The 23,464-nt window shown below is 38.0% G+C and carries 29 protein-coding genes; 1 reads left to right on the forward strand and 28 read right to left on the reverse strand.

Annotated elements, in window-relative coordinates; genetic code table 11:
• Positions 1–128 precede the first annotated feature (128 nt).
• The 4 genes from GGR22_RS13880 to eno all read right to left on the reverse strand — a co-directional run bounded on the left by GGR22_RS13880 (position 129) and on the right by eno (position 7,128).
• Entirely contained in the window at positions 129–2,798 is a 2,670-nt protein-coding gene (locus GGR22_RS13880; RefSeq protein WP_182494164.1) for a T9SS type A sorting domain-containing protein, read from the reverse strand.
• Positions 2,799–2,906: 108 nt separating this feature from the next.
• On the reverse strand, positions 2,907–3,668 hold the full coding sequence (locus GGR22_RS13885) for a LytR/AlgR family response regulator transcription factor (protein ID WP_121376806.1): 762 nt from the start codon (positions 3,666–3,668) through the stop codon (positions 2,907–2,909).
• Between the two features lie 3 nt (positions 3,669–3,671).
• Positions 3,672–5,639 (reverse strand): tetratricopeptide repeat-containing sensor histidine kinase, encoded by a 1,968-nt coding sequence (locus tag GGR22_RS13890; RefSeq protein WP_182494165.1) that lies wholly within the window; start codon positions 5,637–5,639, stop codon positions 3,672–3,674.
• 196 nt (positions 5,640–5,835) lie between these two features.
• A complete protein-coding gene (eno, locus tag GGR22_RS13895; protein ID WP_121376945.1) occupies positions 5,836–7,128 on the reverse strand; it encodes a phosphopyruvate hydratase in 1,293 nt (430 codons plus the stop codon).
• A gap of 311 nt (positions 7,129–7,439) precedes the next feature.
• On the opposite strand from eno, the gene GGR22_RS13900 reads away from it, so the two are divergent.
• Positions 7,440–10,982 carry a T9SS type A sorting domain-containing protein gene (locus GGR22_RS13900; RefSeq protein WP_182494166.1) on the forward strand — a complete coding sequence of 1,181 codons (3,543 nt, stop codon included), beginning with the start codon at positions 7,440–7,442 and terminating at the stop codon, positions 10,980–10,982.
• A 129-nt stretch (positions 10,983–11,111) separates the two neighbouring features.
• Here GGR22_RS13900 and carA read toward each other — a convergent pair whose 3' ends face one another.
• The 24 genes from carA to rplV all read right to left on the reverse strand — a co-directional run bounded on the left by carA (position 11,112) and on the right by rplV (position 23,459).
• Entirely contained in the window at positions 11,112–12,224 is a 1,113-nt protein-coding gene (carA, locus tag GGR22_RS13905) for a glutamine-hydrolyzing carbamoyl-phosphate synthase small subunit (RefSeq protein ID WP_182494167.1), read from the reverse strand.
• 189 nt (positions 12,225–12,413) lie between these two features.
• On the reverse strand, positions 12,414–12,926 hold the full coding sequence (rplQ, locus tag GGR22_RS13910; RefSeq protein ID WP_121376810.1) for a 50S ribosomal protein L17: 513 nt from the start codon (positions 12,924–12,926) through the stop codon (positions 12,414–12,416).
• Between the two features lie 62 nt (positions 12,927–12,988).
• The gene (locus tag GGR22_RS13915; RefSeq protein WP_121376811.1) at positions 12,989–13,981 is read right to left on the reverse strand and encodes a DNA-directed RNA polymerase subunit alpha; all 993 of its coding nucleotides are present in this window, start codon (positions 13,979–13,981) and stop codon (positions 12,989–12,991) included.
• Between the two features lie 18 nt (positions 13,982–13,999).
• Positions 14,000–14,605 carry a 30S ribosomal protein S4 gene (gene rpsD / locus GGR22_RS13920; RefSeq protein ID WP_121376812.1) on the reverse strand — a complete coding sequence of 202 codons (606 nt, stop codon included), beginning with the start codon at positions 14,603–14,605 and terminating at the stop codon, positions 14,000–14,002.
• Positions 14,606–14,692: 87 nt separating this feature from the next.
• Entirely contained in the window at positions 14,693–15,076 is a 384-nt protein-coding gene (gene rpsK, locus GGR22_RS13925; protein WP_027310821.1) for a 30S ribosomal protein S11, read from the reverse strand.
• Between the two features lie 8 nt (positions 15,077–15,084).
• Positions 15,085–15,459 carry a 30S ribosomal protein S13 gene (rpsM, locus tag GGR22_RS13930; protein ID WP_121376813.1) on the reverse strand — a complete coding sequence of 125 codons (375 nt, stop codon included), beginning with the start codon at positions 15,457–15,459 and terminating at the stop codon, positions 15,085–15,087.
• Positions 15,460–15,461: 2 nt separating this feature from the next.
• Positions 15,462–15,578 carry a type B 50S ribosomal protein L36 gene (gene ykgO, locus GGR22_RS13935; RefSeq protein ID WP_002987490.1) on the reverse strand — a complete coding sequence of 39 codons (117 nt, stop codon included), beginning with the start codon at positions 15,576–15,578 and terminating at the stop codon, positions 15,462–15,464.
• Between the two features lie 10 nt (positions 15,579–15,588).
• Positions 15,589–15,804 carry a translation initiation factor IF-1 gene (gene infA, locus GGR22_RS13940; protein ID WP_007136545.1) on the reverse strand — a complete coding sequence of 72 codons (216 nt, stop codon included), beginning with the start codon at positions 15,802–15,804 and terminating at the stop codon, positions 15,589–15,591.
• Positions 15,805–15,809: 5 nt separating this feature from the next.
• Positions 15,810–17,162: a preprotein translocase subunit SecY gene (gene secY / locus GGR22_RS13945; RefSeq protein WP_121376814.1), complete on the reverse strand. Its 1,353-nt coding sequence runs from the start codon at positions 17,160–17,162 to the stop codon at positions 15,810–15,812.
• A 14-nt stretch (positions 17,163–17,176) separates the two neighbouring features.
• Positions 17,177–17,632, reverse strand: a complete 456-nt coding sequence (gene rplO / locus GGR22_RS13950) for a 50S ribosomal protein L15 (RefSeq protein ID WP_056068809.1) — start codon at positions 17,630–17,632, stop codon at positions 17,177–17,179.
• Between the two features lie 12 nt (positions 17,633–17,644).
• A complete protein-coding gene (gene rpmD, locus GGR22_RS13955) occupies positions 17,645–17,827 on the reverse strand; it encodes a 50S ribosomal protein L30 (protein ID WP_017495010.1) in 183 nt (60 codons plus the stop codon).
• A gap of 12 nt (positions 17,828–17,839) precedes the next feature.
• Positions 17,840–18,364 carry a 30S ribosomal protein S5 gene (gene rpsE / locus GGR22_RS13960; protein ID WP_121376815.1) on the reverse strand — a complete coding sequence of 175 codons (525 nt, stop codon included), beginning with the start codon at positions 18,362–18,364 and terminating at the stop codon, positions 17,840–17,842.
• Between the two features lie 6 nt (positions 18,365–18,370).
• Positions 18,371–18,724, reverse strand: a complete 354-nt coding sequence (gene rplR / locus GGR22_RS13965; protein WP_121376816.1) for a 50S ribosomal protein L18 — start codon at positions 18,722–18,724, stop codon at positions 18,371–18,373.
• 12 nt (positions 18,725–18,736) lie between these two features.
• The gene (rplF, locus tag GGR22_RS13970) at positions 18,737–19,279 is read right to left on the reverse strand and encodes a 50S ribosomal protein L6 (protein WP_121376817.1); all 543 of its coding nucleotides are present in this window, start codon (positions 19,277–19,279) and stop codon (positions 18,737–18,739) included.
• 15 nt (positions 19,280–19,294) lie between these two features.
• A complete protein-coding gene (gene rpsH, locus GGR22_RS13975; protein WP_121376818.1) occupies positions 19,295–19,693 on the reverse strand; it encodes a 30S ribosomal protein S8 in 399 nt (132 codons plus the stop codon).
• 153 nt (positions 19,694–19,846) lie between these two features.
• Positions 19,847–20,116, reverse strand: a complete 270-nt coding sequence (gene rpsN, locus GGR22_RS13980; RefSeq protein WP_035637316.1) for a 30S ribosomal protein S14 — start codon at positions 20,114–20,116, stop codon at positions 19,847–19,849.
• Positions 20,117–20,119: 3 nt separating this feature from the next.
• Positions 20,120–20,671: a 50S ribosomal protein L5 gene (gene rplE / locus GGR22_RS13985; protein WP_121376819.1), complete on the reverse strand. Its 552-nt coding sequence runs from the start codon at positions 20,669–20,671 to the stop codon at positions 20,120–20,122.
• A 2-nt stretch (positions 20,672–20,673) separates the two neighbouring features.
• Complete coding sequence (rplX, locus tag GGR22_RS13990; RefSeq protein ID WP_121376820.1) at positions 20,674–20,988, reverse strand: 50S ribosomal protein L24; 315 nt, start codon at positions 20,986–20,988, stop codon at positions 20,674–20,676.
• Between the two features lie 11 nt (positions 20,989–20,999).
• Positions 21,000–21,368 (reverse strand): 50S ribosomal protein L14, encoded by a 369-nt coding sequence (gene rplN / locus GGR22_RS13995; RefSeq protein WP_007803649.1) that lies wholly within the window; start codon positions 21,366–21,368, stop codon positions 21,000–21,002.
• A 2-nt stretch (positions 21,369–21,370) separates the two neighbouring features.
• Positions 21,371–21,631: a 30S ribosomal protein S17 gene (gene rpsQ, locus GGR22_RS14000; protein WP_121376821.1), complete on the reverse strand. Its 261-nt coding sequence runs from the start codon at positions 21,629–21,631 to the stop codon at positions 21,371–21,373.
• A gap of 17 nt (positions 21,632–21,648) precedes the next feature.
• The gene (rpmC, locus tag GGR22_RS14005) at positions 21,649–21,840 is read right to left on the reverse strand and encodes a 50S ribosomal protein L29 (protein WP_121376822.1); all 192 of its coding nucleotides are present in this window, start codon (positions 21,838–21,840) and stop codon (positions 21,649–21,651) included.
• A gap of 12 nt (positions 21,841–21,852) precedes the next feature.
• Positions 21,853–22,278: a 50S ribosomal protein L16 gene (rplP, locus tag GGR22_RS14010; protein WP_121376823.1), complete on the reverse strand. Its 426-nt coding sequence runs from the start codon at positions 22,276–22,278 to the stop codon at positions 21,853–21,855.
• 18 nt (positions 22,279–22,296) lie between these two features.
• A complete protein-coding gene (gene rpsC / locus GGR22_RS14015) occupies positions 22,297–23,043 on the reverse strand; it encodes a 30S ribosomal protein S3 (protein ID WP_121376824.1) in 747 nt (248 codons plus the stop codon).
• Positions 23,044–23,048: 5 nt separating this feature from the next.
• Positions 23,049–23,459, reverse strand: coding sequence for a 50S ribosomal protein L22 (rplV, locus tag GGR22_RS14020; RefSeq protein WP_121376825.1), 411 nt, complete (start codon positions 23,457–23,459; stop codon positions 23,049–23,051).
• Positions 23,460–23,464: the final 5 nt, after the last annotated feature.

The following is a 23,464-nucleotide window of genomic DNA, read 5'->3' on the forward strand; positions in this document are numbered from 1 at the left end:
CTTGATATATATGGCTTAGTCAAAAAAAAGCCTGCCAAAGTCAATCGGCAGGCTGAAACTAAATTATTTCTTTAACCTTAATAATTCGAATGGATTTTGTTTCAATATACTATTTCAAGTTTCCTTTGTTAGTTTTTCTTATTGACTACTTTCTCTGTTTTCGCCCCTTCATCGGTAAGGATTTTAATATAGTATACACCGTTGGCATATGCTGAAAGATCTAAGCTTGTATTGTTTTCTCCAAGCAATTGGGTCATCAATATTCTTCCTTGCGCATCGAATAGCTGTATAGAACGGATTATACCGTCTGCTTTCACATTCAGCAGCTTGCTTACAGGGTTCGGATAAATCATAATCGATTTGTCTACTTCATGCTCACCAACTGACAATGCTTTGAAAATAGTGGTTGCATCGTTAGTCATTACCGGAGAATTATAATCGAAATAGATGCCTACTCTATGTGAAACAGTGCTTTCTGCTGAAAGGTCTTGTTTCGATTTAATCTTCAATAAAATATTGCCATGTCCGCCAGAATCTATAGAAACATTTTTCAGAATGAACTCTGCTAGATTGCCTTTTACATTAGCCCTTGTCATTTTATGAGAGGTATTTAATATCTGTATGCTGGAAGCATCGTATTCTGCATCATTAATTTCATCGCGGATGACTATGTTTTGAGCTGCAGCTGTTCCTGTATTTTCAAAACGGATTAAATAGTGAAGATAATCTCCTATTTCTGAAGGTGGAACAATATCACCTTGAAGACATTGTATATCGTTCGGATCATACGAACCTACCACAGTCTGGCGGAGCGCAAAGGAGTTGTCAGCCATATTTTCGTCGCCGTTTGGCAACGTAACAGAGGCTGTAAAATTCAGCACATCATTAATATTTACAGGATTGCCATCGGTAGGCCTGTTGATATTCATCGTCACATTAAAGCTTCTGGCTTCAAAAGGATGCAGGTTTGTGTAATCCCAGCTAATCCTTCCAAGGCCCTGAGAGCGTTCTGTTGGAGTTGAAGATACAAAGCTCATAAGATTTTGATTATACAGCAGCGTTATTCCTGAAGTCTGTGATATTGTTTGGTTTCCGTTGTTTTTGTAAACTACTTTATAAACCGCATCAAACCCTGGCCTTGCCGGAACAATTGGCGCAATAGCAATTTCGACATCTGGGTGCGTACCGTTAGGCGTAATACAGAAGTTCTGCGTATAGACCGTGTTGTCTACATCTGGAAAATTGACCACGGCGTTCGTTGGGCCAAAAGAAAAGAACGAAGCGTTTTCAGTAGCAGGAGTTACCGTAAACGTACCCTCCTGAGTATAAAAAGCATAGTTTGTTTCTGAATTTAAAAAGACGGCTTCTTCTTCTATCCCATCGCTTATTTTCATTTTTATAAAAGGCTGTGCAGCATCACTAGCATCGCATCCGTTGCCATTTGCATCCAATCTGACAATGCCTGTAATCGTGTTATAGTCGCCGCCAGGAGTAAAAGTACAATAAGGAGAAACGGATATATTCGCCCCTAACCCTGAGAAGAAGTTTTGCAATAGCTCGCTTTCTTCTTCGTCTGAGCAAACATAAGCCAAGCTTGGCGTATTTTGAAATTCAAATCCAGTGATCGGAATTTCTGTAAAAGAAGTACCATTTTTCAAATTAACTGTTGCCAGCAAAGAATTGTTCTCGCAAGACAAAAAAGTTACATGAGGCGAATGGCTCATATCCAGTGCTGTAATTGCATTGTTACCACAAAGGATTCTAACAAGACTATCCAGTCCGTGCGTGCCTATGGCTGTAATCGCATTGTTGCTGCAATCTAAATATTCAAGGTTTGTCAATCCTGACAAATCTAGAGCAACAAGGTCATTATAACCGCACATCAAAGAAGTCATGCTGGTCAAATTCGAGACATTGAGAGATGTTAATTGGTTAGCACCACATTCTAATGTTACTAAGTTGTCAGAATTTGAAAGATCCAGAGAAGACAGCAGATTGCTATGGCAGCTCAAAAAAACCAAATTTGGAAATGGTGACAAATCCAAAGACGTAAGACCAATCGAATTGCATGATAATTTCTTTAATGAGGTTAATGAAGAAATATTTAGCGACGCAAGATTGTTATAGGAATAATCAAAATTCTCCAGACTCACTAAAGGCGTGACATCTAAAGAAGAAAGAAGATTCAAACTGCAATCCAGCGATTTTAAATTCACGAGTCCTGAAAGATTCAGGCTCGATATATCAGAAATGCTACAATCCAATTCTATTAGATTTGTCAGCGAAGAGACATTTAAAGATGTTAGATTATTACGTCCGCACTTCAGTGTTTTCAATCCCGTTAGTCCGGCAAGATTTAGCGAGGTAAGCTGTCCTGCCATAAGCCTACAATCCAAATAAGACAAGTTAACAAGTCCTGCCAAATTCAGAGAAGAAATCATATTGTCGTAACATTCTACAAATTCAAGACTAGTATTGCCCGAAAGATCGAGCGTTTGTATTGTATTATGTCCGCATTTAAGTGTTTTTAAATTTGAAAAAGCATCAATCCCAAGCAGATGAAAAATATTGGAAGAAGAAATATCTAATTCAACAACTTGCAGTGCTTCGCTTGCTTGGATTTCCCCGTCCTGATTGGCATCAATTCGTATCGGATTGCCACTGTTATCCTTCGCAATAGCGTTAGAACTATCGGCAGCAAGTAATTTGTTTTTAAAAGATGAGTCAAGGATATAAACGTTTTGCGCGTTTATAAATCCATAAAAGAAAAGCAACCCATAAAGTAATAGTCTTTTCATATAACCATCATTTTTAGCTTTTTACCTAAATATATATTTCCAAATATAATAAAGTAGGTATTAAAAAAAGAATTTAACTAGAATTTTGTGATTTTGAGTTAGAATTCGCTAAATCAATTTCAACAATTCTTGCAATCGTTCTTTTTTTCGTTGCGAGATTGGAAGCTTGCTATTGTCGGCCATAATCACATAGCCACCGTCTTTTTTGATGTAGGATTTCAGGCAAGAAAGGTTGATTAAATGGGACTGATGGATTCTTTCGAATCCGTGCTCCCCTAATAATTCCTCATATTCTTTCAGTGTTTTCGAAATCAATATGGGCTTGCCGTTCTTGACATAGAATTTAGTGTAATTGTCTTCGGATTCGCACCGTATGATATCGCTGACTTCCAACAGATGTATGCCATCTGCTGTAGAAAGCGCTATTCTTTTAAAATTATCGACTTTTTTCCTGATGTTTTCCAACAGCAGGTCAATGTGTGCGTAGTTATCGTTTTTTTCTAAAGCATTTTTGATTTTTTCGATAACTTTCTCTAATTCTTCGGGATCAACAGGTTTCAAAAGAAAATCTAAAGCGCTGAAACGAAATGCCTTTATTGCATATTCTTCATGGGCCGTAACAAAAACAATATGAGAAGATGATTTGCCGTTCTTCTGGGCTAGTTTTTCTAAAATATCAAAACCGGTACCGTCTGTAAGCTGGATATCCAAAAAGACTACTTGCGGCTTAAGGCTGTCAATAGCCTTGATACCTGTTTTTACGCTGTCTGCTTCTCCTAATATCTTAATTTCTGGCGCATAGCGATTCAACAGGCTTTTCATGCCGTTTCTTAAATTGCTATCATCATCAATCAATAAAGCTGTTATCATATTCTATTTGATGTATTGTATTGGCAGGTACAGAATCACTTCTGTCCCTTTTGGATTTCCATGATCGTCTTTTAATTCTTTTATCTCGACTTTTGAAGTCTTTGACGTGACGGCTTCCATCATTTCGAGTCGCTTTCTCGTAATATCTAAAGCCATTGATTTATGAATGGAAACAGACGATGCTTTTAATTCTTGTGATTTTTCAAAACCAATACCATTGTCAACAATCGTACAGATCAAGCTTTCACCTTGCAATAAAAATTCGATATCGATTTTACCAACTTCTTTTTTAGGAATCAATCCATGAAGGATCGCATTCTCTACAAAAGGTTGCAATAAAAGAGGCGGCAGCGCCACATCGTCTTCTATCTCATCACTTTTGGTGATGCTGAAATTAAACATTTTATCGGAACGAAGCTGCTCCAGTTCCAAATAATTTTGCATGCCTTCGATTTCCTTGTCGATTGGGATTAATGATTCTTTGGAATACTCAAGCGTCAATCGCATTAGTTTAGAGAACTTTGAAAGGTATTTAATGGCCGAATCTGTACCGTTCTGTACAATAAAGCTGGAAATCGAACCGAGGCAATTAAACACAAAATGCGGATTCATTTGCAGATGAAGCGCTTTTTGTTCATATTCTGCTAATTCTTTTTGCAGTGTCAGTGTTTTTTTCAGCTGCATCCTATTATAGATAAGGAAGATGATTCCAAAAAACAGAAGGACTAGCAATGCTCCGAAAATAGTCTGAAGCCTGTACCTCTTATTTTGTTCTTTAAAAAGCAATTCTTTCTTTTCATGAGCTTCTTCTTGCAGTGCCTCTCTTTTTTCAAAGTCGAAGTTCATTTCTGCCTGCACGCTTTTTCTGATATTCTCGTGACTGATAAGGCTGTCTTTTGCAGCGGTATACAGCTTATAATGCTGAAAAGCAAGAATCGGATTGTTTTGCGCTTCATAAATGGCGCTTATCAGCTTTTGGGAATTCATGGTCTGCTCTAAAACATCTAGTTCTTTTGCAAGACGCAACGCGTTATTTGCATTCTCTAAGGCCTCGTTGTATTTCTTTTGGCTAAAATAAAAATTCCCAAGATGCGAATAGGTATCCGAAACTCCAAATTTATCATCTATCGACCTGAACTCGGCAATGGCTTTGTTCCAGCTGTCTAGAGCCATTGTTGGATTTCCTGTCTGCGAATAATAAGAACCTAAGTTATTGTATAATTCTCCGAGTCCTCTAACATCCTTGCTCTTGTCGAATGTATTTTTTGATTTTGTATAATATTCGAGCGCTTTAGGATAGTTTTTCTGCCTTAAATAGATGTTGCCGATATTCGTAGTGGTGATACCGACAGTCATGTCGCCTGTTTTTTCTTGAAGTTTTTGAGCCTTTATAAAATAGTCTAAAGCTTTGAAATCTTCTTTTAGTGCTTGGTAGACGATTCCGATATTATTATAAATCCGGGCGGTCCGTCCTTCGTCCTTGATTTCTTCATATACCTTTACCGCTTTCAGGTGATATTGTAAAGCTTTGGCATAGTTGCTTTGTTCTGAAAATACAATCCCTAAGCTACCGTAGGCACGAGCCAGGCCTTTTTTTATTTCTAAGCTATTTTTAGCATCGGAGGTGATTTCTGTTTCAAAGATATTCTGCGCATTATAAAAATGGTCAAGGGCGGCAGCATATTTCCCCAGAATGACATTCACATTCCCTAAATTCAAATAGGCATTACCTTCTTCAATTTTATATTTAATTCTTTGGGAGAGTTCTAGAGCCTTAGCAGCATACTCCTGCATCATTTTGGGATCGCTCGACATATATTCTGTCGCGATAGCATTAAGGAGTACAGTCCTGTCGATATCGTTTTTAGAATGCTCCAAAACCCCTTTTAAGCTGTCAATAGTCTTTTCTTGTGAATAGAAATCAGCATAAAACAGTATAAAAAAGCAGATAAATAGGGCTTTTAACTTCATTCTAAAACGTTTTTTATCTCTTAAAATGCAATGATATGCTTTTTAAAAACAATGACATAAACAAAAATAACATTTCCACAGTGCCACTAGCGACCAGACTTAGAATTCGATGGTTTCAAATTAGAATTTGATTTCATAAAAAAACCCTTTTAGAGGTTGAAATCTAAAAGGGCTTATAGTTCTAAAGATAACTAAATTATTTAATCTTGAAAGCTTTTTCTCCAGGAAAATAAGCTGTGCTTCCCAATTCTTCTTCGATGCGCAGCAATTGGTTGTATTTTGCCATACGGTCAGAACGCGATGCAGAACCTGTCTTGATCTGTCCGCAATTCAATGCTACAGCCAAATCAGCAATCGTATTGTCTTCTGTTTCACCAGAACGGTGCGACATTACAGAGGTATATCCTGCATTGTGCGCCATGTTTACGGCTGCGATGGTTTCAGTCAAAGTACCAATTTGGTTCACTTTTACCAAGATTGAATTCGCAATTCCTTTATCGATTCCTGTCTTAAGGCGCTCTACATTCGTCACAAACAAATCGTCTCCTACTAATTGTACTTTATCTCCGATAAGCTCAGTAAGGTATTTCCAGCCGTCCCAATCATTTTCCTGCATACCGTCTTCGATAGAGATAATCGGATATTTTGAAGCCAATTCGGCCAAATATTCTGCTTGTTCTTTTGAAGAACGGATTTTTCCGGTTTCGCCTTCAAATTTTTTATAATCGTAATTTCCGTTTACATAAAACTCCGAAGCCGCACAGTCAAGTGCAATCTTTACATCATCGCCAAAAGTATAGCCTGCATTTTCAACGGCTTTCTTGATTGAATCTAGCGCATCTTCTGTTCCGCCAGCTAAGTTTGGCGCGAAACCTCCTTCATCTCCAACAGCCGTACTCAAGCCTCTGTCGTGTAATACTTTTTTGAGATTGTGGAAAATCTCAGTTCCCATCTGCATGGCTTGAGAAAATGTTTTTGCTTTAACAGGCATAATCATAAATTCCTGGAAAGCAATCGGAGCATCGGAGTGAGAGCCTCCATTGATGATATTCATCATCGGAACCGGAAGGGTATTTCCAGAAACACCGCCAACATAACGATATAAAGGCATTCCTAATTCATTGGCAGCCGCTTTTGCAACTGCTAAAGAAACGCCAAGAATTGCATTGGCTCCAAGCGTCGATTTGTTTGGAGTGCCATCCAACTCAATCATTCTTTGGTCAATCAGGTTTTGCTCAAAAACAGAAGTTCCTAATAATTCTTCAGCAATTTTAATATTTACATTTTCTACAGCTTTCATAACTCCTTTGCCCATGAATGCTTTTCCGCCATCGCGAAGTTCTACCGCTTCATGTTCTCCAGTTGAAGCTCCAGATGGAACAGCAGCTCTTCCAAGAATTCCGTGTTCTGTTACTACATCGACTTCAATAGTTGGATTTCCTCTAGAATCAAGAATCTGTCTAGCGTGGATTTTAATAATTCTGCTCATTATTGATTGTTTATTTGTTATTATTTGATTGTTTCTTTCAATAAAAAACAAATTTAAGGATTTTAAAATCCGAAATCTTTTATTTTTTAAAAACTTATAAACGCAAACGTTTTAGCAATTAGTATTTCTTTTTTGCATTTAATCGTTTTTTGATTTTGGACTTTGCTTGCAAAAAGGGCTTATAAATTGCCTTGTACGTTCTTTCTTATTTTTACGAATTCTAAATCAAACCTATCGAATTCTAAATCGCAATTGTATTTCGCTCATAAAATGCACATATTAGATTCTTGTTAATCAAACAACTAACTAATATGAAAAAACAACTATTTTTATTTGCCTTATTTGCTTTTTATTGGCAGACGTATGCGCAAGCGCCTAGCAATGACAACTGCGCAAATGCAGTTTCACTAAGCGTAAATCCTGGTCTTAATTGTACGGGAGGAACTTCTGGAACATTATCTGGAGCAACCGATTCTGGATTCGAAGCGGATACTGGAGATGCAGACGATGATGTCTGGTACTCTTTCGTGGCAACGGCCACAGCTCACAAAATTAGCCTATCGAATGTAGAAGGCGACGAAACTGATCTTGCTCATGAAGTGATGGGCGGTACTTGCGGATCCTTGACTATCTTAAGCTCTGCAGATCTAGATTCTAGTATTGTTTCTGGACTTACTGTTGGCACAACCTATTATGTAAGGGTCTATAGCTATTATGACGATCCTGCATCTACAACTTTTGACATCTGTGTCAGCACGCTGCCAGCTCTTACCAATGACAATTGTGCTACAGCCATTGCTTTAACCGCAAATCCAAACCTAACTTGTTCTTCAATGGGCAGCGGTGTTTTGGTTGGCGCTACTGATTCTGGAATAGAAACCGAGACCGGAACTGCAGACGATGACGTTTGGTATAGCTTTGTAGCAACAGCGGCTTCCCACAGAATCAGCTTGAAAGATGTAGAAGGCGACACTACTGACTTAGTACATGAAGTTCTGGGCGGAACTTGTGGAACCTTGGCAGTCTTAAGCTCAAGCGACAACGACACAAGCCTTATTTCTGGATTGACCGTAGGCACTACGTATTACATAAGAGTATTCAGCTACGGATCTGATCCTGCTGCAACTACTTTTAACATCTGCATCACCACATTGCCGACGTTAACTAATGATGAATGTACCGATGCCATCGCTCTTACTGTAAATACGGATGCGTCTTGCTCTTCTAGAACGGGAGGAATCTTAGCAGGCGCTACAGATTCTGGAATTACGACAGCCACGGGAAGTGCGGATGATGATGTATGGTATAGCTTTGTAGCTACAGCAACTTCGCATAGAATCAAAATATTAGATGCAGAAGGTGATTTGACAGATCTTGTTCATGAAGTAATGGATGGCGCCTGCGGATCGTTGGTTACCTTGACTTCAAATGATAACGATTCAAGCCTTGCTACGGGACTGACTGTAGGTACTACCTATTATATTCGCGTTTTTAGTTACAGCGATACAGTTCCAGAATCGACAACTTTTAATATCTGCGTAGGTGTTCCACCTGCAGCTCCGGCTAACGACGATTGTACGGGCGCTATTTCGGTTGCCGTAAATACTAACAATTCTTGTACTTTAAGAACATCTGGAACTGTAGTAAGCGCAACAGATTCAGGAGAAGTGGTTAGCGGTGTTGGAACAGCCGATGATGATGTATGGTTTACTTTTACTGCTACAGCAACTTCACACAGGATAAAACTACTAAATGTAGAAGGTGATGAAACGGATCTTGTACATGAAGTATTGGAAGGGTCTTGCGGCGGACAGTTATTGAGCCTACAGGCAAGCGATAGCGATTCGAGCTTAATTACTGGGCTGACTATAGGCACTACCTACTACCTTAGAGTATTCACTTATGGAGATAGCGGAGCAGAATCAACTACTTTTGATATCTGTATCGGAATTCCTCCTACGGCTCCTGCAAATGACGAATGTGCGGGCGCAGTGGCACTAACGGTTAATTCTGATTTATTGTGTACATCAAAAACTGCCGGAACATTAGTTAGCGCTACCAATTCTGGTATTGGTGCTGACACTGGAACAGCTGATGATGACGTTTGGTTTAGCTTTGTAGCAACTTCTACGACTCACAAAATCAGCTTACTGAATTCAAATGGAGACCAAACAGATCTGGTACATGAAGTGATGGATGGAAATTGTACTGCATTGACAATCTTAAATAGCAGCGATGATGATATAAGCACAGCCTCTGGACTTACTATCGGCACGACCTATTATGTAAGGGTATTCAGTTATGGCACAAATGCTCCTGAATCGACAACTTTTGATATCTGTATCGGTACCTTGCCTCCAGCTCCGGTAAATGACGAATGTACAGGCGCGGTAGTACTTACCGTAAATCCTGATTTGTCTTGCACAGCAACAACAGCAGGTACATTAGCCAGCGCTACAGATTCTGGAGTAGAAACAGAAAACGGCGAGGCAGATGATGACGTATGGTATAGCTTTGTAGCAACAGCAACTTCTCATAAAATCAGTATACTTAACGTAGAAGGCGACATAACTTATCTCGTACATGAGTTAATGGATGGAACCTGCACATCGTTAATAAGCTTAGATAACAGCACTTCTGAATCTAGCTTTGCGACAGGATTAACTGTAGGCGCGACATATTACGTAAGGGTATATAGCTATTACGATGATATTCCGGAATCAACTACATTTGATATCTGTATAGGATCACAGCCTGCAGCTCCAGCAAATGATGATTGTACTGCTGCTGTAGCGCTTACAGTTAACACAGATGGGTCTTGCACTGCAAAAACAGCAGGTACGATAGCTGGAGCAACAGACTCTGGAGAGGGAGATAATGGTTCTGGGACTCCAGATGACGACGTTTGGTATACTTTTGTAGCAACAGCTACTTCTCATAAAATTAGCTTATTAGATGTAGACGGCGATCCGTCTGATCTTGTTCATGAGGTGCTGCAAGGAATGTGCGGCGGACAGTTGGAAAGCTTAAACGTTAGCGACCCGGATTCAAGTATTATTTCTGGATTGGTTGTTGGCACTACGTATTATGTAAGAGTATTTAGTTATGGTGAAGATATTATCGGATCGACTACTTTTGATATCTGTGTAGGCATTTTGCCTCCTCCTCCAGCCAACGACGATTGCGCCAATGCCATAACGCTTACTGCAGCTACTACGTATGCAGGCGGAGCTGTAAATTCAACTATCATCGGAGCTACAGATTCTGCAGCCACAACTTCTATTCCTGATCCGGATTGCGCTAGCTATAGCGGTGGTGATGTTTGGTATAAGGTGGTTATTCCTGCTGATGGAAAACTTACGATTCAAACTGGAAACCCTACTGGTTCTAGTGATACTTCTTTCGATTCTGGCCTAGCTGTTTATTCTGGTACTTGTGATGCTCTTGAATTGGTGGAATGTGATGATGATTCTGGTTCGTCTGGAAACTATTCAAGAATCAACTTGACAGGAAGAACTCCTGGAGAAACAGTCTACATCAGAGTATGGGAATATTCGAATGACGAAGAAGAACTGTTTTCTATAGGAGCTTGGAGCCCGACATTGAGCACTCCTGCATTTGACAGCACGAACTTTAGGGCCTATCCAAACCCAGTAAGCGGTGTTTTAAATTTATCGTATGACCAAGATATTTCTGATGTCCAAGTATTTAATTTATTAGGACAAAATGTAGCTTCAAAAGTCATTAATAGTACCGAAGGAAAAATTGATATGTCTGCACTTCCTACGGGATCGTACTTGGTAAAAGTGACGTCTCAAGGACAGACAAAAACAATAAAGGTGGTGAAACAATAATAATCCTAAGTACCACAAATTGAAAGAGCCACTGTATAGTGGCTCTTTTTTTTGGTTGGCTGTCAAGCAATACAGATTCAATTTATAGCAAGCAAAAAAAAGACGCCTTGCGGCGTCTTTTTATAGTAGTTAAGCTTTAACAGCTTTGTTTATGTTATCGATAAATTGGTCAAACAGATAAGAGGAATCATGCGGACCAGGGCTTGCTTCTGGATGGTATTGTACAGAAAAGCAGTTTTTGTTCTTCATGCGCATTCCGGCTACCGTGCCATCATTGATATGAAGGTGCGTGATTTCTAGGTCTGGATGTTTTTCTAGTTCTTCGCGGTTTACGGCAAATCCGTGGTTTTGCGACGTGATTTCTCCTTTTCCGGTAATCTCATTCTTCACAGGATGGTTTATTCCCCTATGCCCGTTAAACATCTTATACGTAGAGATTCCGTTAGCTAGCGCCAAGACTTGATGTCCGAGGCAGATTCCGAAAACAGGATCGTCGTTGGCCAAGATTTTCTTAGCAATATCAATAGCGCCATAAAGAGGGTCTGGGTCACCAGGACCATTGGAAAGGAAGAATCCATCTGGATTAAACGCTTTCATCTCTTCGTAGGTTGCATTAAAAGGAAACACTTTTATATAACAGTCTCTTTTGGCGAGATTTCTCAAGATGTTCTTCTTTATGCCCAGATCTAAGGCAGCAATTTTATAAGTTGCCGTTTCTTGTCCGACGAAGTAAGGCTCTTTAGTAGAAACTTTTGACGCTAATTCCAACCCTTTCATGTCTGGAACTTTTGCCAATAAGGCTTTTAGTTCATCAATAGATTTTCCGTCGGTAGAGATTACAGCGTTCATCGCTCCATTATCGCGGATATAGCTTACCAAGGCTCTTGTATCTACATCAGAAATGCAAACCAAGTTTTGCTTTTTGAAATAGTCCTCCAAGCTTCCGGAAGAATTTGCACGGGAATGGCTGAATGAAAAGTTTTTGCACACTAAACCCGAAATCATGATCTGGTCCGCCTCGATATCTTCGGCATTGACACCGTAGTTACCGATGTGCGCATTAGTCGCCACCATGATCTGTCCGAAATAAGACGGATCGGTAAAGATTTCTTGATAGCCTGTCATTCCGGTATTGAAGCAGACTTCGCCAAACGTAGTTCCTTCTATTCCAATGGATTTTCCATAAAAAATTGTTCCGTCACTTAGCAGGAGGATTGCTTTTTGTCGTGTTGTGTATTTCATTTTTTAGTGTTGTGTTGTGTAGTTGCGGAATGCGATTGCAAATTTAATTCAAATTTGGAGTTTCTGAAAATTTATTTCTCCAAGAATTTTTCTGTCTCGTTTTATACCCAAGTAGTATTGGAATGGGCAAAAAAAAAGGATAAACTATAATAGCTTATCCTTTTTTTATTTATGAAATGAATTTCTTCATTATTCTGCAGCGTCTGTAGAAGTTTCGGCAGCTGGTGCAGCTGGAGCTTCAGCCTTTGGAGCTTCTTCAACAGCAGTTTCTTCTGCTTTTTTAGCTTTTCCACCACGACGGCTTTTAGCTTTTTTAACCTCTTTTTTACCACCGTTGTAAAGTTCGTTGAAATCAACTAGCTCGATCATCGCCATATCAGCGTTATCACCTAGACGATTTCCAAGTTTGATGATACGTGTGTATCCACCTGGACGATCTCCAACTTTAGCAGCTACGTCTCTGAAAAGATCAGTTACCGCATATTTGCTTCTAAGGTAAGCAAAAACAATACGTCTGTTATGAGTAGTGTCTTGTTTTGATTTTGTAATCAAAGGCTCAACAAATTGTTTAAGCGCTTTAGCTTTAGCAACAGTAGTATTAATACGTTTGTGCTCGATTAGAGAACAAGCCATATTAGACAACATAGCTTTTCTATGCGCTGTCTGTCTGCTTAAGTGGTTGAATTTTTTTCCGTGTCTCATGACGTGTTTTTTTTAACTCCATCTTGCTTCAATCCTCTTTGGAGAGCAAAATATGAAGTAATTTATTCTTTATCTAATTTGTATTTTGCTAGATCCATTCCGAAATGTAGGTTTTTCACAGCCACAAGCTCATCAAGCTCAGTCAATGATTTTTTACCGAAATTACGGAACTTCATCAAGTCATTCTTATTGAAAGATACTAGATCTCCGAGTGTATCCACTTCAGCCGCTTTCAAGCAATTTAATGCTCTCACTGACAAATCCATATCAACAAGCTTAGTTTTAAGCAATTGTCTCATGTGCAATGACTCTTCGTCATATGATTCTGTCTGAGCGATTTCATCAGCTTCAAGTGTTATTCTTTCATCAGAGAACAGCATGAAATGGTGTATCAAAACTTTAGCAGCTTCTGTAAGAGCATCTTTTGGATTGATTGATCCATCAGTTTTGATTTCAAAAACTAATTTCTCGTAATCTGTTTTTTGCTCAACACGGAAGTTCTCGATTGCATATTTCACGTTCTTTACCGGAGTAAAGATAGAATCCGTGAAGATAGTACCGATGGCAGCGTTTTGTTTCTTGTTCTCTTCTGCAGGAACGTATCCTCTACCTTTTTCAATAGTTAACTCCATATTCAAGTTAACTTTGCTATCTAAGTTGCAGATAACCAATTCTGGGTTCAATACTTGGAATCCAGAAATAAATTTTTGAAAATCTCCAGCAGTAATCTGGTCTTTGCCAGAAATTGAGATAGAAACAGACTCGTTATCGATATCTTCAATCTGACGTTTGAAACGTACTTGTTTTAGATTAAGGATAATTTCTGTAACATCTTCAACTACTCCTGAAATTGTAGAAAACTCGTGATCTACACCTTCGATACGAACAGATGTAATTGCATATCCTTCTAAAGCGGAAAGCAAGACTCTTCTAAGTGCATTACCAACAGTCAATCCATAGCCAGGTTCTAAAGGTCTGAATTCAAACTTACCTTCAAAATCGGTTGAATCGATCATGATAACTTTATCGGGCTTCTGAAAATTAAATATTGCCATATGTTCGACTAGTGTCTATTATTTGTTATACAACTCTACGATTAGCTGTTCTTTGATATTTTCTGGAATTTGAAGTCTCGCTGGAACTGAAACGAAAGTACCTTCTTTAAGGTCATTGTTCCAAGTAATCCACTCGTAAACGTGACTAGAATTAGATAATGAACGCTCGATAGCTTCTAAAGATTTAGATTTTTCACGAACAGCTACTTTATCTCCAGGTTTTAGGTGATAAGAAGGAATATTTACATTTTCACCGTTAACAGTGATGTGTCTGTGAGAAACGATTTGACGTGCAGCTCTTCTAGAAGGAGCGATACCCATTCTGAATACTACGTTATCTAATCTAGCCTCACAAAGTTGTAAAAGAACCTCACCTGTTACTCCTTTAGTAGCAGAAGCTTTTTCGAATAAGTTTCTGAATTGTTTTTCTAAAATTCCGTAAGAATATTTAGCTTTTTGCTTTTCCATCAACTGGACAGCATATTCAGATTTCTTACCTCTTTTTTTAGCCATCCCGTGTTGTCCAGGTGGATAATTTCTTTTTTCGAAAGATTTGTCATCTCCGAAGATTGCTTCGCCGAATTTACGAGCAATTTTAGTTTTTGGACCAGTATATCTTGCCATTTCTAAAAATTAAATTAAGGTAGAGATTATGAATTCAGGTCATATCCTCCGATAATCTATGATCTACCTAGTTATACTTAAATATAATTAAACTCTACGTCTTTTTGGAGGACGACATCCATTGTGAGGCATTGGAGTAACGTCAATGATTTCTGTTACTTCAATTCCACCGTTATGTAGTGAACGGATAGCAGACTCACGTCCGTTTCCTGGTCCTTTTACATAAACTTTCACTTTTTTAAGTCCAGCTTCTAACGCTACTTTGCTACAATCTTCTGCTGCCATTTGAGCTGCATATGGAGTATTCTTTTTAGAACCTCTGAAGCCCATTTTACCAGCTGAAGACCAAGAAATAACTTCACCCTTTTTGTTAGTCAAAGAAATGATGATGTTGTTAAAAGTTGCACTAATATGAGCTTCGCCTGTTGATTCAACGATAACTTTACGTTTTTTTGCACTTGCCTTAGCCATACTACTTATTATTTAGTTGCTTTTTTCTTGTTAGCAACAGTTTTTCTTTTACCTTTTCTTGTTCTAGAGTTGTTCTTAGTTCTTTGTCCTCTTAATGGAAGACCAGATCTGTGACGGATTCCTCTGTAGCATCCGATATCCATCAAACGTTTGATGTTTAATGAAATCTCTGAACGCAATTCACCTTCGATTTTGAAATATGAAACGGCATCACGGATAGCTCCGATTTCGTCATCATTCCAATCTTGAACTTTAGTATCTTGGCTTACTTGAGCTTTTTCTAAAATCTCAATAGCTCTGCTTTTTCCTATTCCGAAGATATAAGTTAAAGCGATAACTCCTCTTTTGTTTTTAGGTATATCTACCCCTGCTATTCTTGCCATAACTATCCTTGTCTTTGTTTAAATCTAGGATTCTTTTTATTAATAACGTACAATCTTCCTTTTCTTCGTACGATAATGCACTCGGCACTTCTTTTTTTAACTGATGCTCTTACTTTCATTTTAATAGCTTTAGTATCTATAAGTAATTCTTGCTTTTGACAGATCGTAAGGACTCATTTCTAGTTTCACTTTATCGCCAGGCAATAACTTGATATAATGCATACGCATTTTTCCAGAGATGTGAGCAATTACAATATGTCCATTTTCTAACTCTACACGGAACATCGCATTTGATAATGCTTCGATGATGGATCCGTCTTGTTCTATTGCTGATTGTTTTGCCATAAAAATTAAGCTACTGCTTTTCTATTTTTACCACTTTTCATCAAACCGTCGTAATGCTTGTTCAACAAATAAGAATTAATTTGCTGGATAGTATCACTTGCAACTCCAACCATAATCAATAACGATGTACCTCCATAAAACAAGGCCCAAGATGGTTGAACACTCAAAACACTTACAACAATTGCTGGGAACACAGCTATTAAAGCAAGAAATAATGAACCTGGGAACGTTATATAGGACATGATTTTATCTAAAAACTCAGAAGTTTCTGCTCCCGGTCTAATTCCAGGAATGAAACCACCACTTCTTTTTAGATCATCTGCCATTTTATTTGTAGGTACTGTAATTGCGGTGTAAAAGTAAGTAAAAACTATGATTAACAGAGCAAAAACCAGATTATACTGCCATCCGAAGATATTCTGGAAAGCGGTACTCACTGAAGTAGCTGTTTCTGAACTAGATAGACCAGCCAAAGCAGCAGGAATGAACATAATTGCTTGAGCAAAAATGATTGGCATAACTCCAGAAGCGTTAAGCTTCAATGGAATCCACTGTCTGTTTCCTCCTTGCTCGAATTCACCAGAAGCGGTACGACGAGCATACTGCACCGGAATCTTTCGAACGGCCATTACTAATAGAACACAAGCTACGATGACGAGCAACCAAATTATTACTTCGAAAACCAATAGCATTGGACCACCGTTATTGTTTGTTACTCTAGTAGAGAATTCTTGGATGAATGCTTGTGGCATTCTCGCAATAATACCTACCATGATCAATAACGATATACCGTTTCCAATTCCTTTATCAGTAATTTTTTCACCCAGCCACATTGCGAAGATAGTACCTGAAACAAGTATTACCACAGATAAGAACTGGAACGCAAAAGGCGAGATCAATCCTGGGTTCACATTAGAAAGGAAAGCTTCTCCTGGCAAAGTTCTGTAAAGATTGAAAATATAACCCGGAGCTTGAACTAAAGTAATAACGATAGTCAACCAACGCGTGATTTGGTTCATTTTCTTTCTTCCGCTTTCACCATCTTTCTGTAGTTTTTGAAGGTAAGGCACAGCAATACCCATCAATTGAACTACGATAGATGCAGAGATATACGGCATGATACCCAATGCAAATACAGATGCTTGCGAAAACGCACCACCTGTAAATACATCGATTAACCATCCGATTCCTTCTTTTGTTTGATCAGTAAGTCCATTTAACTTAGTCGCATCAATACCTGGAAGTGTTACCTGAGCACCAAAACGATACACCAATAACAAACCAAGAGTAACTAAAATTCTATTTTTTAGTTCTTCAATCTTCCAAACATTGCTTAACGATTCTATAAATTTCTTCATCTTGATTATAAGAATTATAAAGTTACGGCTTCTCCACCAGCAGCTTCGATTGCAGCTTTTGCAGTAGCAGTAAATTTATGAGCGGTTACCTTTAATTTAGCTTTCAATTCACCTCTTCCCAAAATCTTTACGATTTCGTTTTTAGTTGCCAAACGGTTAGCTACGAAAACTGTCATATCAACAGTATTATCTGTAACAATTCCATTATCAACCAAAGCTTGAAGCGTATCAAGGTTTACACCTTCGTATTCTTTACGATTGATGTTTTTGAAACCAAATTTAGGCACACGTCTTTGAAGTGGCATTTGACCTCCTTCAAAACCAATCTTTTTAGAATAACCAGAACGAGATTTAGCTCCTTTGTGACCTCTTGCAGAAGTACCACCTTTTCCAGAACCTTCTCCTCTACCTAATCTTTTGTTTTGATTGTGTGTTGAGCCTTCAGCTGGCTGTAAGTTACTTAAATTCATAACTATAATTTGTTATTTAGCTTCTTCAACAGAAACTAAGTGTTTTACTTTGTTTATCATCCCAAGGATAGCAGGATTTGAATCATGCTCCACAACTTGTCCCATTTTACGAAGACCTAAAGCTTCAAGACCTCTTTTCTGAGATAGAGGACAATTGATTTTGCTTCTAACTTGTTTTACTAATAATTTCGCCATAATTTCCTTGAATTAACCTTTAAAAACTTTCTCTAAAGAAACACCTCTTTGTTTTGCAACAGTATAAGCGCTTCTCATTTGCAATAAAGCATCAAAAGTTGCTTTTACCACGTTGTGAGGATTCGAAGAACCTTGAGATTTTGACAATACGTCGTGAATTCCAACTGATTCAAGAACTGAACGAACAGCTCCACCAGCGATAACTCCTGTACCATGAGATGCAGGGATCAAGAAAACACGTGCTCCACCAAATTTACCTTTTTGTTCATGAGGAACAGTTTTGCTGCTCAATGGAATTTTCACAAGATTTTTCTTTGCATCTTCTACTGCTTTAGCAATAGCTTCAGAAACATCTTTAGATTTTCCAAGACCATGTCCAACTACACCATTCTCGTCGCCTACAACTACAATTGCAGAAAAACCAAAAGCTCTACCACCTTTTGTAACTTTAGTTACACGGTTCACACTCACCAAACGATCCTTTAATTCAAGTCCACTTGGTTTTACTAACTCTACGTTTTTGTATTTATGATACATAATTTCTTAGAATTTAAGTCCAGCCGCTCTAGCGCCTTCTGCTAATGATTTAATACGACCGTGATATAGATACCCACCTCTATCGAAGGTAACAGTTTCAATTCCGGCTTTTAACGCTTTTTCTGCTACCAATTTTCCAACTGATGCTGCAACTTCAACGTTTGTACCTTTAGTACCTACTTCTTTCTCTCTAGATGAAGCAGCCAATAAAGTAACACCATTTACATCGTCTATGAGCTGTGCATAGATTTCTTTGTTACTTCTGAATACAGAAAGTCTTGGTTTTGCGGCAGTACCGCTTACGATTTTTCTGATTCTGAATTTAATTCTCTGTCTTCTTTCAGATTTTGTTAATGACATAATCTTTTATTTTTAAGCTGATTTACCTGCTTTTCTTCTTAATACTTCACCAACAAACTTAACTCCTTTTCCTTTGTAAGGTTCTGGTTTACGGAAATTTCTAATTTTCGCAGCCACTTGTCCTACAAGTTGTTTATCGAAAGATGTTAATTTTACGATTGGATTTTTACCTTTCTCAGAAACTGTCTCCAATTTAACTTCAGGAGCGATTTCTAAAATGATGTTATGAGAAAATCCAAGAGCCAAGTCAAGTTTTTGTCCTTGGTTAGAAGCTCTGTAACCTACCCCAACCAATTCTAATTCTTTTGTAAAACCTTCAGATACACCAATAATCATGTTATTGATTAATGATCTGTATAATCCGTGTTTTGCTCTTTGATCTTTTTGATCAGATGATCTTTCAACTAGAACTTGACCATCTTCAACTTTTACAGTAACATCAGAATATTCCTGAGTAAGTTGACCTAATTTTCCTTTTACTGTAATTACTCCTTCTGCAACTTCTACAGTTACTCCAGCTGGAACTACAATTGGATTTTTACCTATTCTTGACATCGTTAAGTCGTTTTATTAGTATACGTAACAAATTACCTCACCACCAATGTTCAATTGCTTAGCTTGTTTTCCAGTCATCAATCCTCTTGATGTAGAAACAATAGCAATTCCTAATCCGTTAAGGATTCTTGGAAGGTTAGAAGCACCTGCATATTTACGCAAACCTGGTTTACTAATTCTTTGGATATCTTTGATTACTGGCTCTTTAGTATCTTTATCATACTTCAAAGCAATTTTGATTGAACCCTGAACAGAGTTGTCTTCAAATTTGTAGCTCAAGATATAACCTTGATCAAATAAAATCTTTGTGATTTCTTTTTTAAGATTAGAAGCAGGAATTTCAACGACTTTGTGGTTTGCAGCCACAGCGTTTCTAACTCTTGTCAAATAATCCGCAATAGGATCTGTATACATATAATTAAAATTGCGGTTTTGGTATTCGTCCCGGACTTTCCGGTAGAACCTGAAACCATTAAAACTTACTAATTAATCAACAGATAGTTGCCGGTTCGCGGCAAAAATCCGGCAAACTTACAACTATCTGTCGAGAAAACAAAATTTTTGATTTTACCAGCTGGCTTTTTTAACTCCTGGTATCAATCCATTATTAGCCATTTCACGGAAAGTTACACGTGAAATACCGAATTGACGCATATACCCTCTAGGTCTTCCAGTTAATTTGCAACGGTTGTGCAAACGAACAGGAGAAGCATTTTTCGGTAATTTTTGTAGGCCTTCATAATCTCCAGCTTCTAATAAAGCTTTTCTTTTTTCAGCATACTTTGCTACCGTTTTTTCTCTTTTTACCTCACGGGCTTTCATTGATTCTTTAGCCATAACTTAATTCTTTTTAAAAGGTAATCCTAATTCTGCTAATAATGACTTCGCTTCTTTGTCTGTTTTTGCAGTCGTAACGAAAGTAATGTCCATTCCTGAGATTTTGTTTACTTTGTCAATATCAATTTCTGGGAAAATGATTTGCTCCAAAACTCCAAGGTTGTAATTTCCTCTTCCGTCAAAACCAGTAGCTTTGATTCCGCTAAAGTCTCTTACTCGTGGCAATGAAGATGTAATCAATCTGTCTAAGAACTCATACATTCTTTCACCACGCAAAGTAACTTTTGCACCAATTGGCATTCCTTTTCTCAATTTGAATGACGCAACGTCTTTCTTAGAAATAGTTGATACTGCTTTTTGACCTGTAATTTTTGTCAACTCTTCAACTGCATAATCGATAAGTTTTTTATCAGATACAGCGGCACCAACTCCACGGCTCAAAACGATTTTTTCCAATTTAGGAACTTGCATTACGTTTTTGTAACCGAATTCTTCTTTAAGTGCAGAGATCACTCTGTCCTTATATTCTTGTTTTAGTCTAGGTATATAAGCCATCACTATAATACTTGATTAGATTTTTTTGAAAATCTTACTTTCTTATCTCCTTCTACTTTCACACCTGTTCTTGTAGCTTCCTTAGTTTTAGGATCTATAAGAGATAGGTTAGAAATATGTATTGGAGCTTCTTTCTTAACGATACCACCTTGAGGGTTTTTCGCACTTGGTTTCGTGTGTTTTGAAACCATGTTAACACCTTCAACAATCGCTTTATTTTTTTCACGATCTACACGTACAACCTTACCTTCAGAACCTTTATGGTCACCTGCGATAACTCTTACTGTATCTCCTGATTTGATTTTTAGCTTTATCATCTTGTAAATAATTAAAGCACTTCTGGTGCTAATGATACAATCTTCATGAATTGTTTTTCACGAAGCTCTCTTGCTACTGGACCAAAAACACGAGTTCCTCTCATTTCACCTGCAGCGTTCAAAAGAACACAAGCATTGTCATCGAAACGGATATAAGAACCATCGGCTCTTCTCACTTCTTTTTTGGTACGTACAACAACTGCAGTTGAAACAGCTCCTTTTTTTACGTTTCCGTTTGGAGTTGCATCTTTGATAGATACTACAATCTTGTCACCAACAGAGGCATACCTTCTTTTGGTACCTCCTAAAACACGGATAGTTAAAACTTCTTTAGCTCCTGTGTTATCTGCTACTTTTAGTCTTGATTCTTGTTGTACCATAATTATTTAGCTCTTTCAATGATTTCAACTAATCTCCAACATTTTGATTTACTTAAAGGACGCGTTTCGCTAATTCTTACAGTATCTCCAATGTTACAGTCGTTTGTTTCGTCGTGTGCAACGTATTTTTTAGTTTTCAACACGAACTTACCGTATAAAGGGTGTTTTACTCTTCTTGTTTCAGAAACAACAATAGATTTCTCCATTTTGTTGCTAGTAACAACACCGATTCTCTCTTTTCTTAAATTTCTTTTTTCTTCCATCTTTTAGCAGAATACAATTACTGTAGCTCTCTTTTGCTTAACTCTGTAGCGATTCTTGCAACTGATCTTCTTAGGCTTCTGATTTGAAGCGGATTTTCAATTGGAGAAATAGCGTGAGCATTTTTTAGGTCGGCATATGTCTTTTTTAACTGACTAAGTTTCTCTTGTAACTCAGCTGCAGACAGATCTTTAATTTCTGATTGTTTCATAATAAAAATTGATTATGCTTCGAAATCTCTAGCTACGACAAACTTAGTTTTTACTGGAAGTTTTTGTGCTGCAAGACGCAAAGCTTCTTTTGCAACAGACAAAGGTACTCCTCCAACTTCAAACATAATTCTTCCGGGTTTAACAACTGCAGCCCAATATTCAACTGCACCTTTACCTTTACCCATACGTACTTCAAGAGGCTTCTTTGTGATTGGTTTGTCTGGAAATATTTTGATCCATAATTGACCTTCTCTTTTCATAAAACGAGTTGCAGCGATACGTGCCGCCTCGATTTGACGAGAAGTTAGGAACATTCCAGTTTCATGAACAGATTTAATACCAAACATTCCATTAGAAAGTTCATGCCCTCTTTGAGAGTTTCCTTTCATTTTACCCTTCTGTACCTTGCGGTATTTTGTTCTTTTAGGCTGTAACATTTTTCTTTAATTTAAAAATTACTTTCTTTTACGTGGGTTTGGTTTGCTGTTTCTGTCAGATTTGCCACGAGGAGCATCTCCGCCTTTACCGCTTCCAGCTTGTTTTTTGTCCATTCCAACTAGTGGAGACAAATCACGTTTGCCGTAAACTTCACCTTTCATGATCCACACTTTGATTCCCATTCTACCGTAAGTAGTGTGAGCCTCAGCAAGTGCGTAATCAATGTCAGCTCTGAAAGTTGATAGAGGAATTCTTCCTTCTTTGAACATTTCTGAACGTGCCATCTCAGCACCGTTCAAACGACCTGAAATCATAACTTTCACACCTTCTGCGTTCATACGCATAGCGGCAGCGATAGCCATTTTAATTGCTCTTCTGTAAGAAATACGACTTTCAATTTGACGAGCAATGCTAGTACCTACTAGGTAAGCATCTAGTTCTGGTCTTTTAATTTCAAAGATGTTGATTTGAACCTCTTTGTCAGTAATTTTCTTAAGTTCTTCTTTCAACTTGTCTACCTCTTGGCCACCTTTCCCGATAATGATACCTGGTCTAGCAGTAGTGATAGTAACGGTTACAAGTTTCAAAGTTCTCTCGATGATTACTTTTGATACACTAGCTTTTGATAAACGAGCGTGGATGTACTTTCTGATTTTGTGATCTTCGGCAAGTTTGTCACCGTAATCATTTCCACCATACCAGTTTGAATCCCATCCTCTGATGATACCAAGCCTGTTTCCAATCGGATTTGTCTTTTGTCCCATCTTTATTAATTGCTTTGTGTGTTATCTAATTGTCCTAATACGATAGTTACGTGGTTAGAACGTTTTCTAATTCTATGTGCGCGACCTTGTGGAGCTGGACGAAGTCTTTTCAACATCATTCCACCATCTACTCTGATCTCTTTAATAATCAAGCCTGCTTCAGCTACGTTACCTTCTGCATTTTTCTGCTCCCAGTTGTTGATTGCAGATAACAAAAGTTTTTCTAACTTTCTTGAAGCTTCTTTAGAGCTGAATCTTAAAATATTCAAAGCTCTTTCCACTTTCTGACCTCTTACTAGATCTGCTACTAAGCGCATTTTTCTAGGTGAAGTAGGGCAGTTATTCAATTTTGCGAAGGCAACTTGCTTATTAGCTTCTTTGATGCCTTCAGCTCTTTCTCTTTTACGAACTCCCATTGCTT

The organism is Flavobacterium gossypii, assembly GCF_014138495.1.
Taxonomy (GTDB): Bacteria; Bacteroidota; Bacteroidia; order Flavobacteriales; family Flavobacteriaceae; genus Flavobacterium; species Flavobacterium endophyticum.

Excerpts from the sequence above, each read along its gene's own strand:
- GGR22_RS13880 (WP_182494164.1), bottom strand. The coding sequence starts at position 2,798 with ATGAAAAGACTATTACTTTATGGGTTGCTTTTCTTTTATGGATTTATA.
- GGR22_RS13885 (WP_121376806.1), bottom strand. The coding sequence starts at position 3,668 with ATGATAACAGCTTTATTGATTGATGATGATAGCAATTTAAGAAACGGC.
- GGR22_RS13890 (WP_182494165.1), bottom strand. The coding sequence starts at position 5,639 with ATGAAGTTAAAAGCCCTATTTATCTGCTTTTTTATACTGTTTTATGCT.
- eno (WP_121376945.1), bottom strand. The coding sequence starts at position 7,128 with ATGAGCAGAATTATTAAAATCCACGCTAGACAGATTCTTGATTCTAGA.
- GGR22_RS13900 (WP_182494166.1), top strand. The coding sequence starts at position 7,440 with ATGAAAAAACAACTATTTTTATTTGCCTTATTTGCTTTTTATTGGCAG.
- carA (WP_182494167.1), bottom strand. The coding sequence starts at position 12,224 with ATGAAATACACAACACGACAAAAAGCAATCCTCCTGCTAAGTGACGGA.
- rplQ (WP_121376810.1), bottom strand. The coding sequence starts at position 12,926 with ATGAGACACGGAAAAAAATTCAACCACTTAAGCAGACAGACAGCGCAT.
- GGR22_RS13915 (WP_121376811.1), bottom strand. The coding sequence starts at position 13,981 with ATGGCAATATTTAATTTTCAGAAGCCCGATAAAGTTATCATGATCGAT.
- rpsD (WP_121376812.1), bottom strand. The coding sequence starts at position 14,605 with ATGGCAAGATATACTGGTCCAAAAACTAAAATTGCTCGTAAATTCGGC.
- rpsK (WP_027310821.1), bottom strand. The coding sequence starts at position 15,076 with ATGGCTAAGGCAAGTGCAAAAAAACGTAAAGTTATCGTTGAATCAACA.
- rpsM (WP_121376813.1), bottom strand. The coding sequence starts at position 15,459 with ATGGCAAGAATAGCAGGGGTAGATATACCTAAAAACAAAAGAGGAGTT.
- ykgO (WP_002987490.1), bottom strand. The coding sequence starts at position 15,578 with ATGAAAGTAAGAGCATCAGTTAAAAAAAGAAGTGCCGAGTGCATTATC.
- infA (WP_007136545.1), bottom strand. The coding sequence starts at position 15,804 with ATGGCAAAACAATCAGCAATAGAACAAGACGGATCCATCATCGAAGCA.
- secY (WP_121376814.1), bottom strand. The coding sequence starts at position 17,162 with ATGAAGAAATTTATAGAATCGTTAAGCAATGTTTGGAAGATTGAAGAA.
- rplO (WP_056068809.1), bottom strand. The coding sequence starts at position 17,632 with ATGAATTTAAGTAACTTACAGCCAGCTGAAGGCTCAACACACAATCAA.
- rpmD (WP_017495010.1), bottom strand. The coding sequence starts at position 17,827 with ATGGCGAAATTATTAGTAAAACAAGTTAGAAGCAAAATCAATTGTCCT.
- rpsE (WP_121376815.1), bottom strand. The coding sequence starts at position 18,364 with ATGTATCATAAATACAAAAACGTAGAGTTAGTAAAACCAAGTGGACTT.
- rplR (WP_121376816.1), bottom strand. The coding sequence starts at position 18,724 with ATGTCATTAACAAAATCTGAAAGAAGACAGAGAATTAAATTCAGAATC.
- rplF (WP_121376817.1), bottom strand. The coding sequence starts at position 19,279 with ATGTCAAGAATAGGTAAAAATCCAATTGTAGTTCCAGCTGGAGTAACT.
- rpsH (WP_121376818.1), bottom strand. The coding sequence starts at position 19,693 with ATGTATACAGATCCTATTGCGGATTATTTGACAAGAGTTAGAAACGCT.
- rpsN (WP_035637316.1), bottom strand. The coding sequence starts at position 20,116 with ATGGCTAAAGAATCAATGAAAGCCCGTGAGGTAAAAAGAGAAAAAACG.
- rplE (WP_121376819.1), bottom strand. The coding sequence starts at position 20,671 with ATGGCTTATATACCTAGACTAAAACAAGAATATAAGGACAGAGTGATC.
- rplX (WP_121376820.1), bottom strand. The coding sequence starts at position 20,988 with ATGATAAAGCTAAAAATCAAATCAGGAGATACAGTAAGAGTTATCGCA.
- rplN (WP_007803649.1), bottom strand. The coding sequence starts at position 21,368 with ATGGTACAACAAGAATCAAGACTAAAAGTAGCAGATAACACAGGAGCT.
- rpsQ (WP_121376821.1), bottom strand. The coding sequence starts at position 21,631 with ATGGAAGAAAAAAGAAATTTAAGAAAAGAGAGAATCGGTGTTGTTACT.
- rpmC (WP_121376822.1), bottom strand. The coding sequence starts at position 21,840 with ATGAAACAATCAGAAATTAAAGATCTGTCTGCAGCTGAGTTACAAGAG.
- rplP (WP_121376823.1), bottom strand. The coding sequence starts at position 22,278 with ATGTTACAGCCTAAAAGAACAAAATACCGCAAGGTACAGAAGGGTAAA.
- rpsC (WP_121376824.1), bottom strand. The coding sequence starts at position 23,043 with ATGGGACAAAAGACAAATCCGATTGGAAACAGGCTTGGTATCATCAGA.
- rplV (WP_121376825.1), bottom strand. The coding sequence starts at position 23,459 with ATGGGAGTTCGTAAAAGAGAAAGAGCTGAAGGCATCAAAGAAGCTAAT.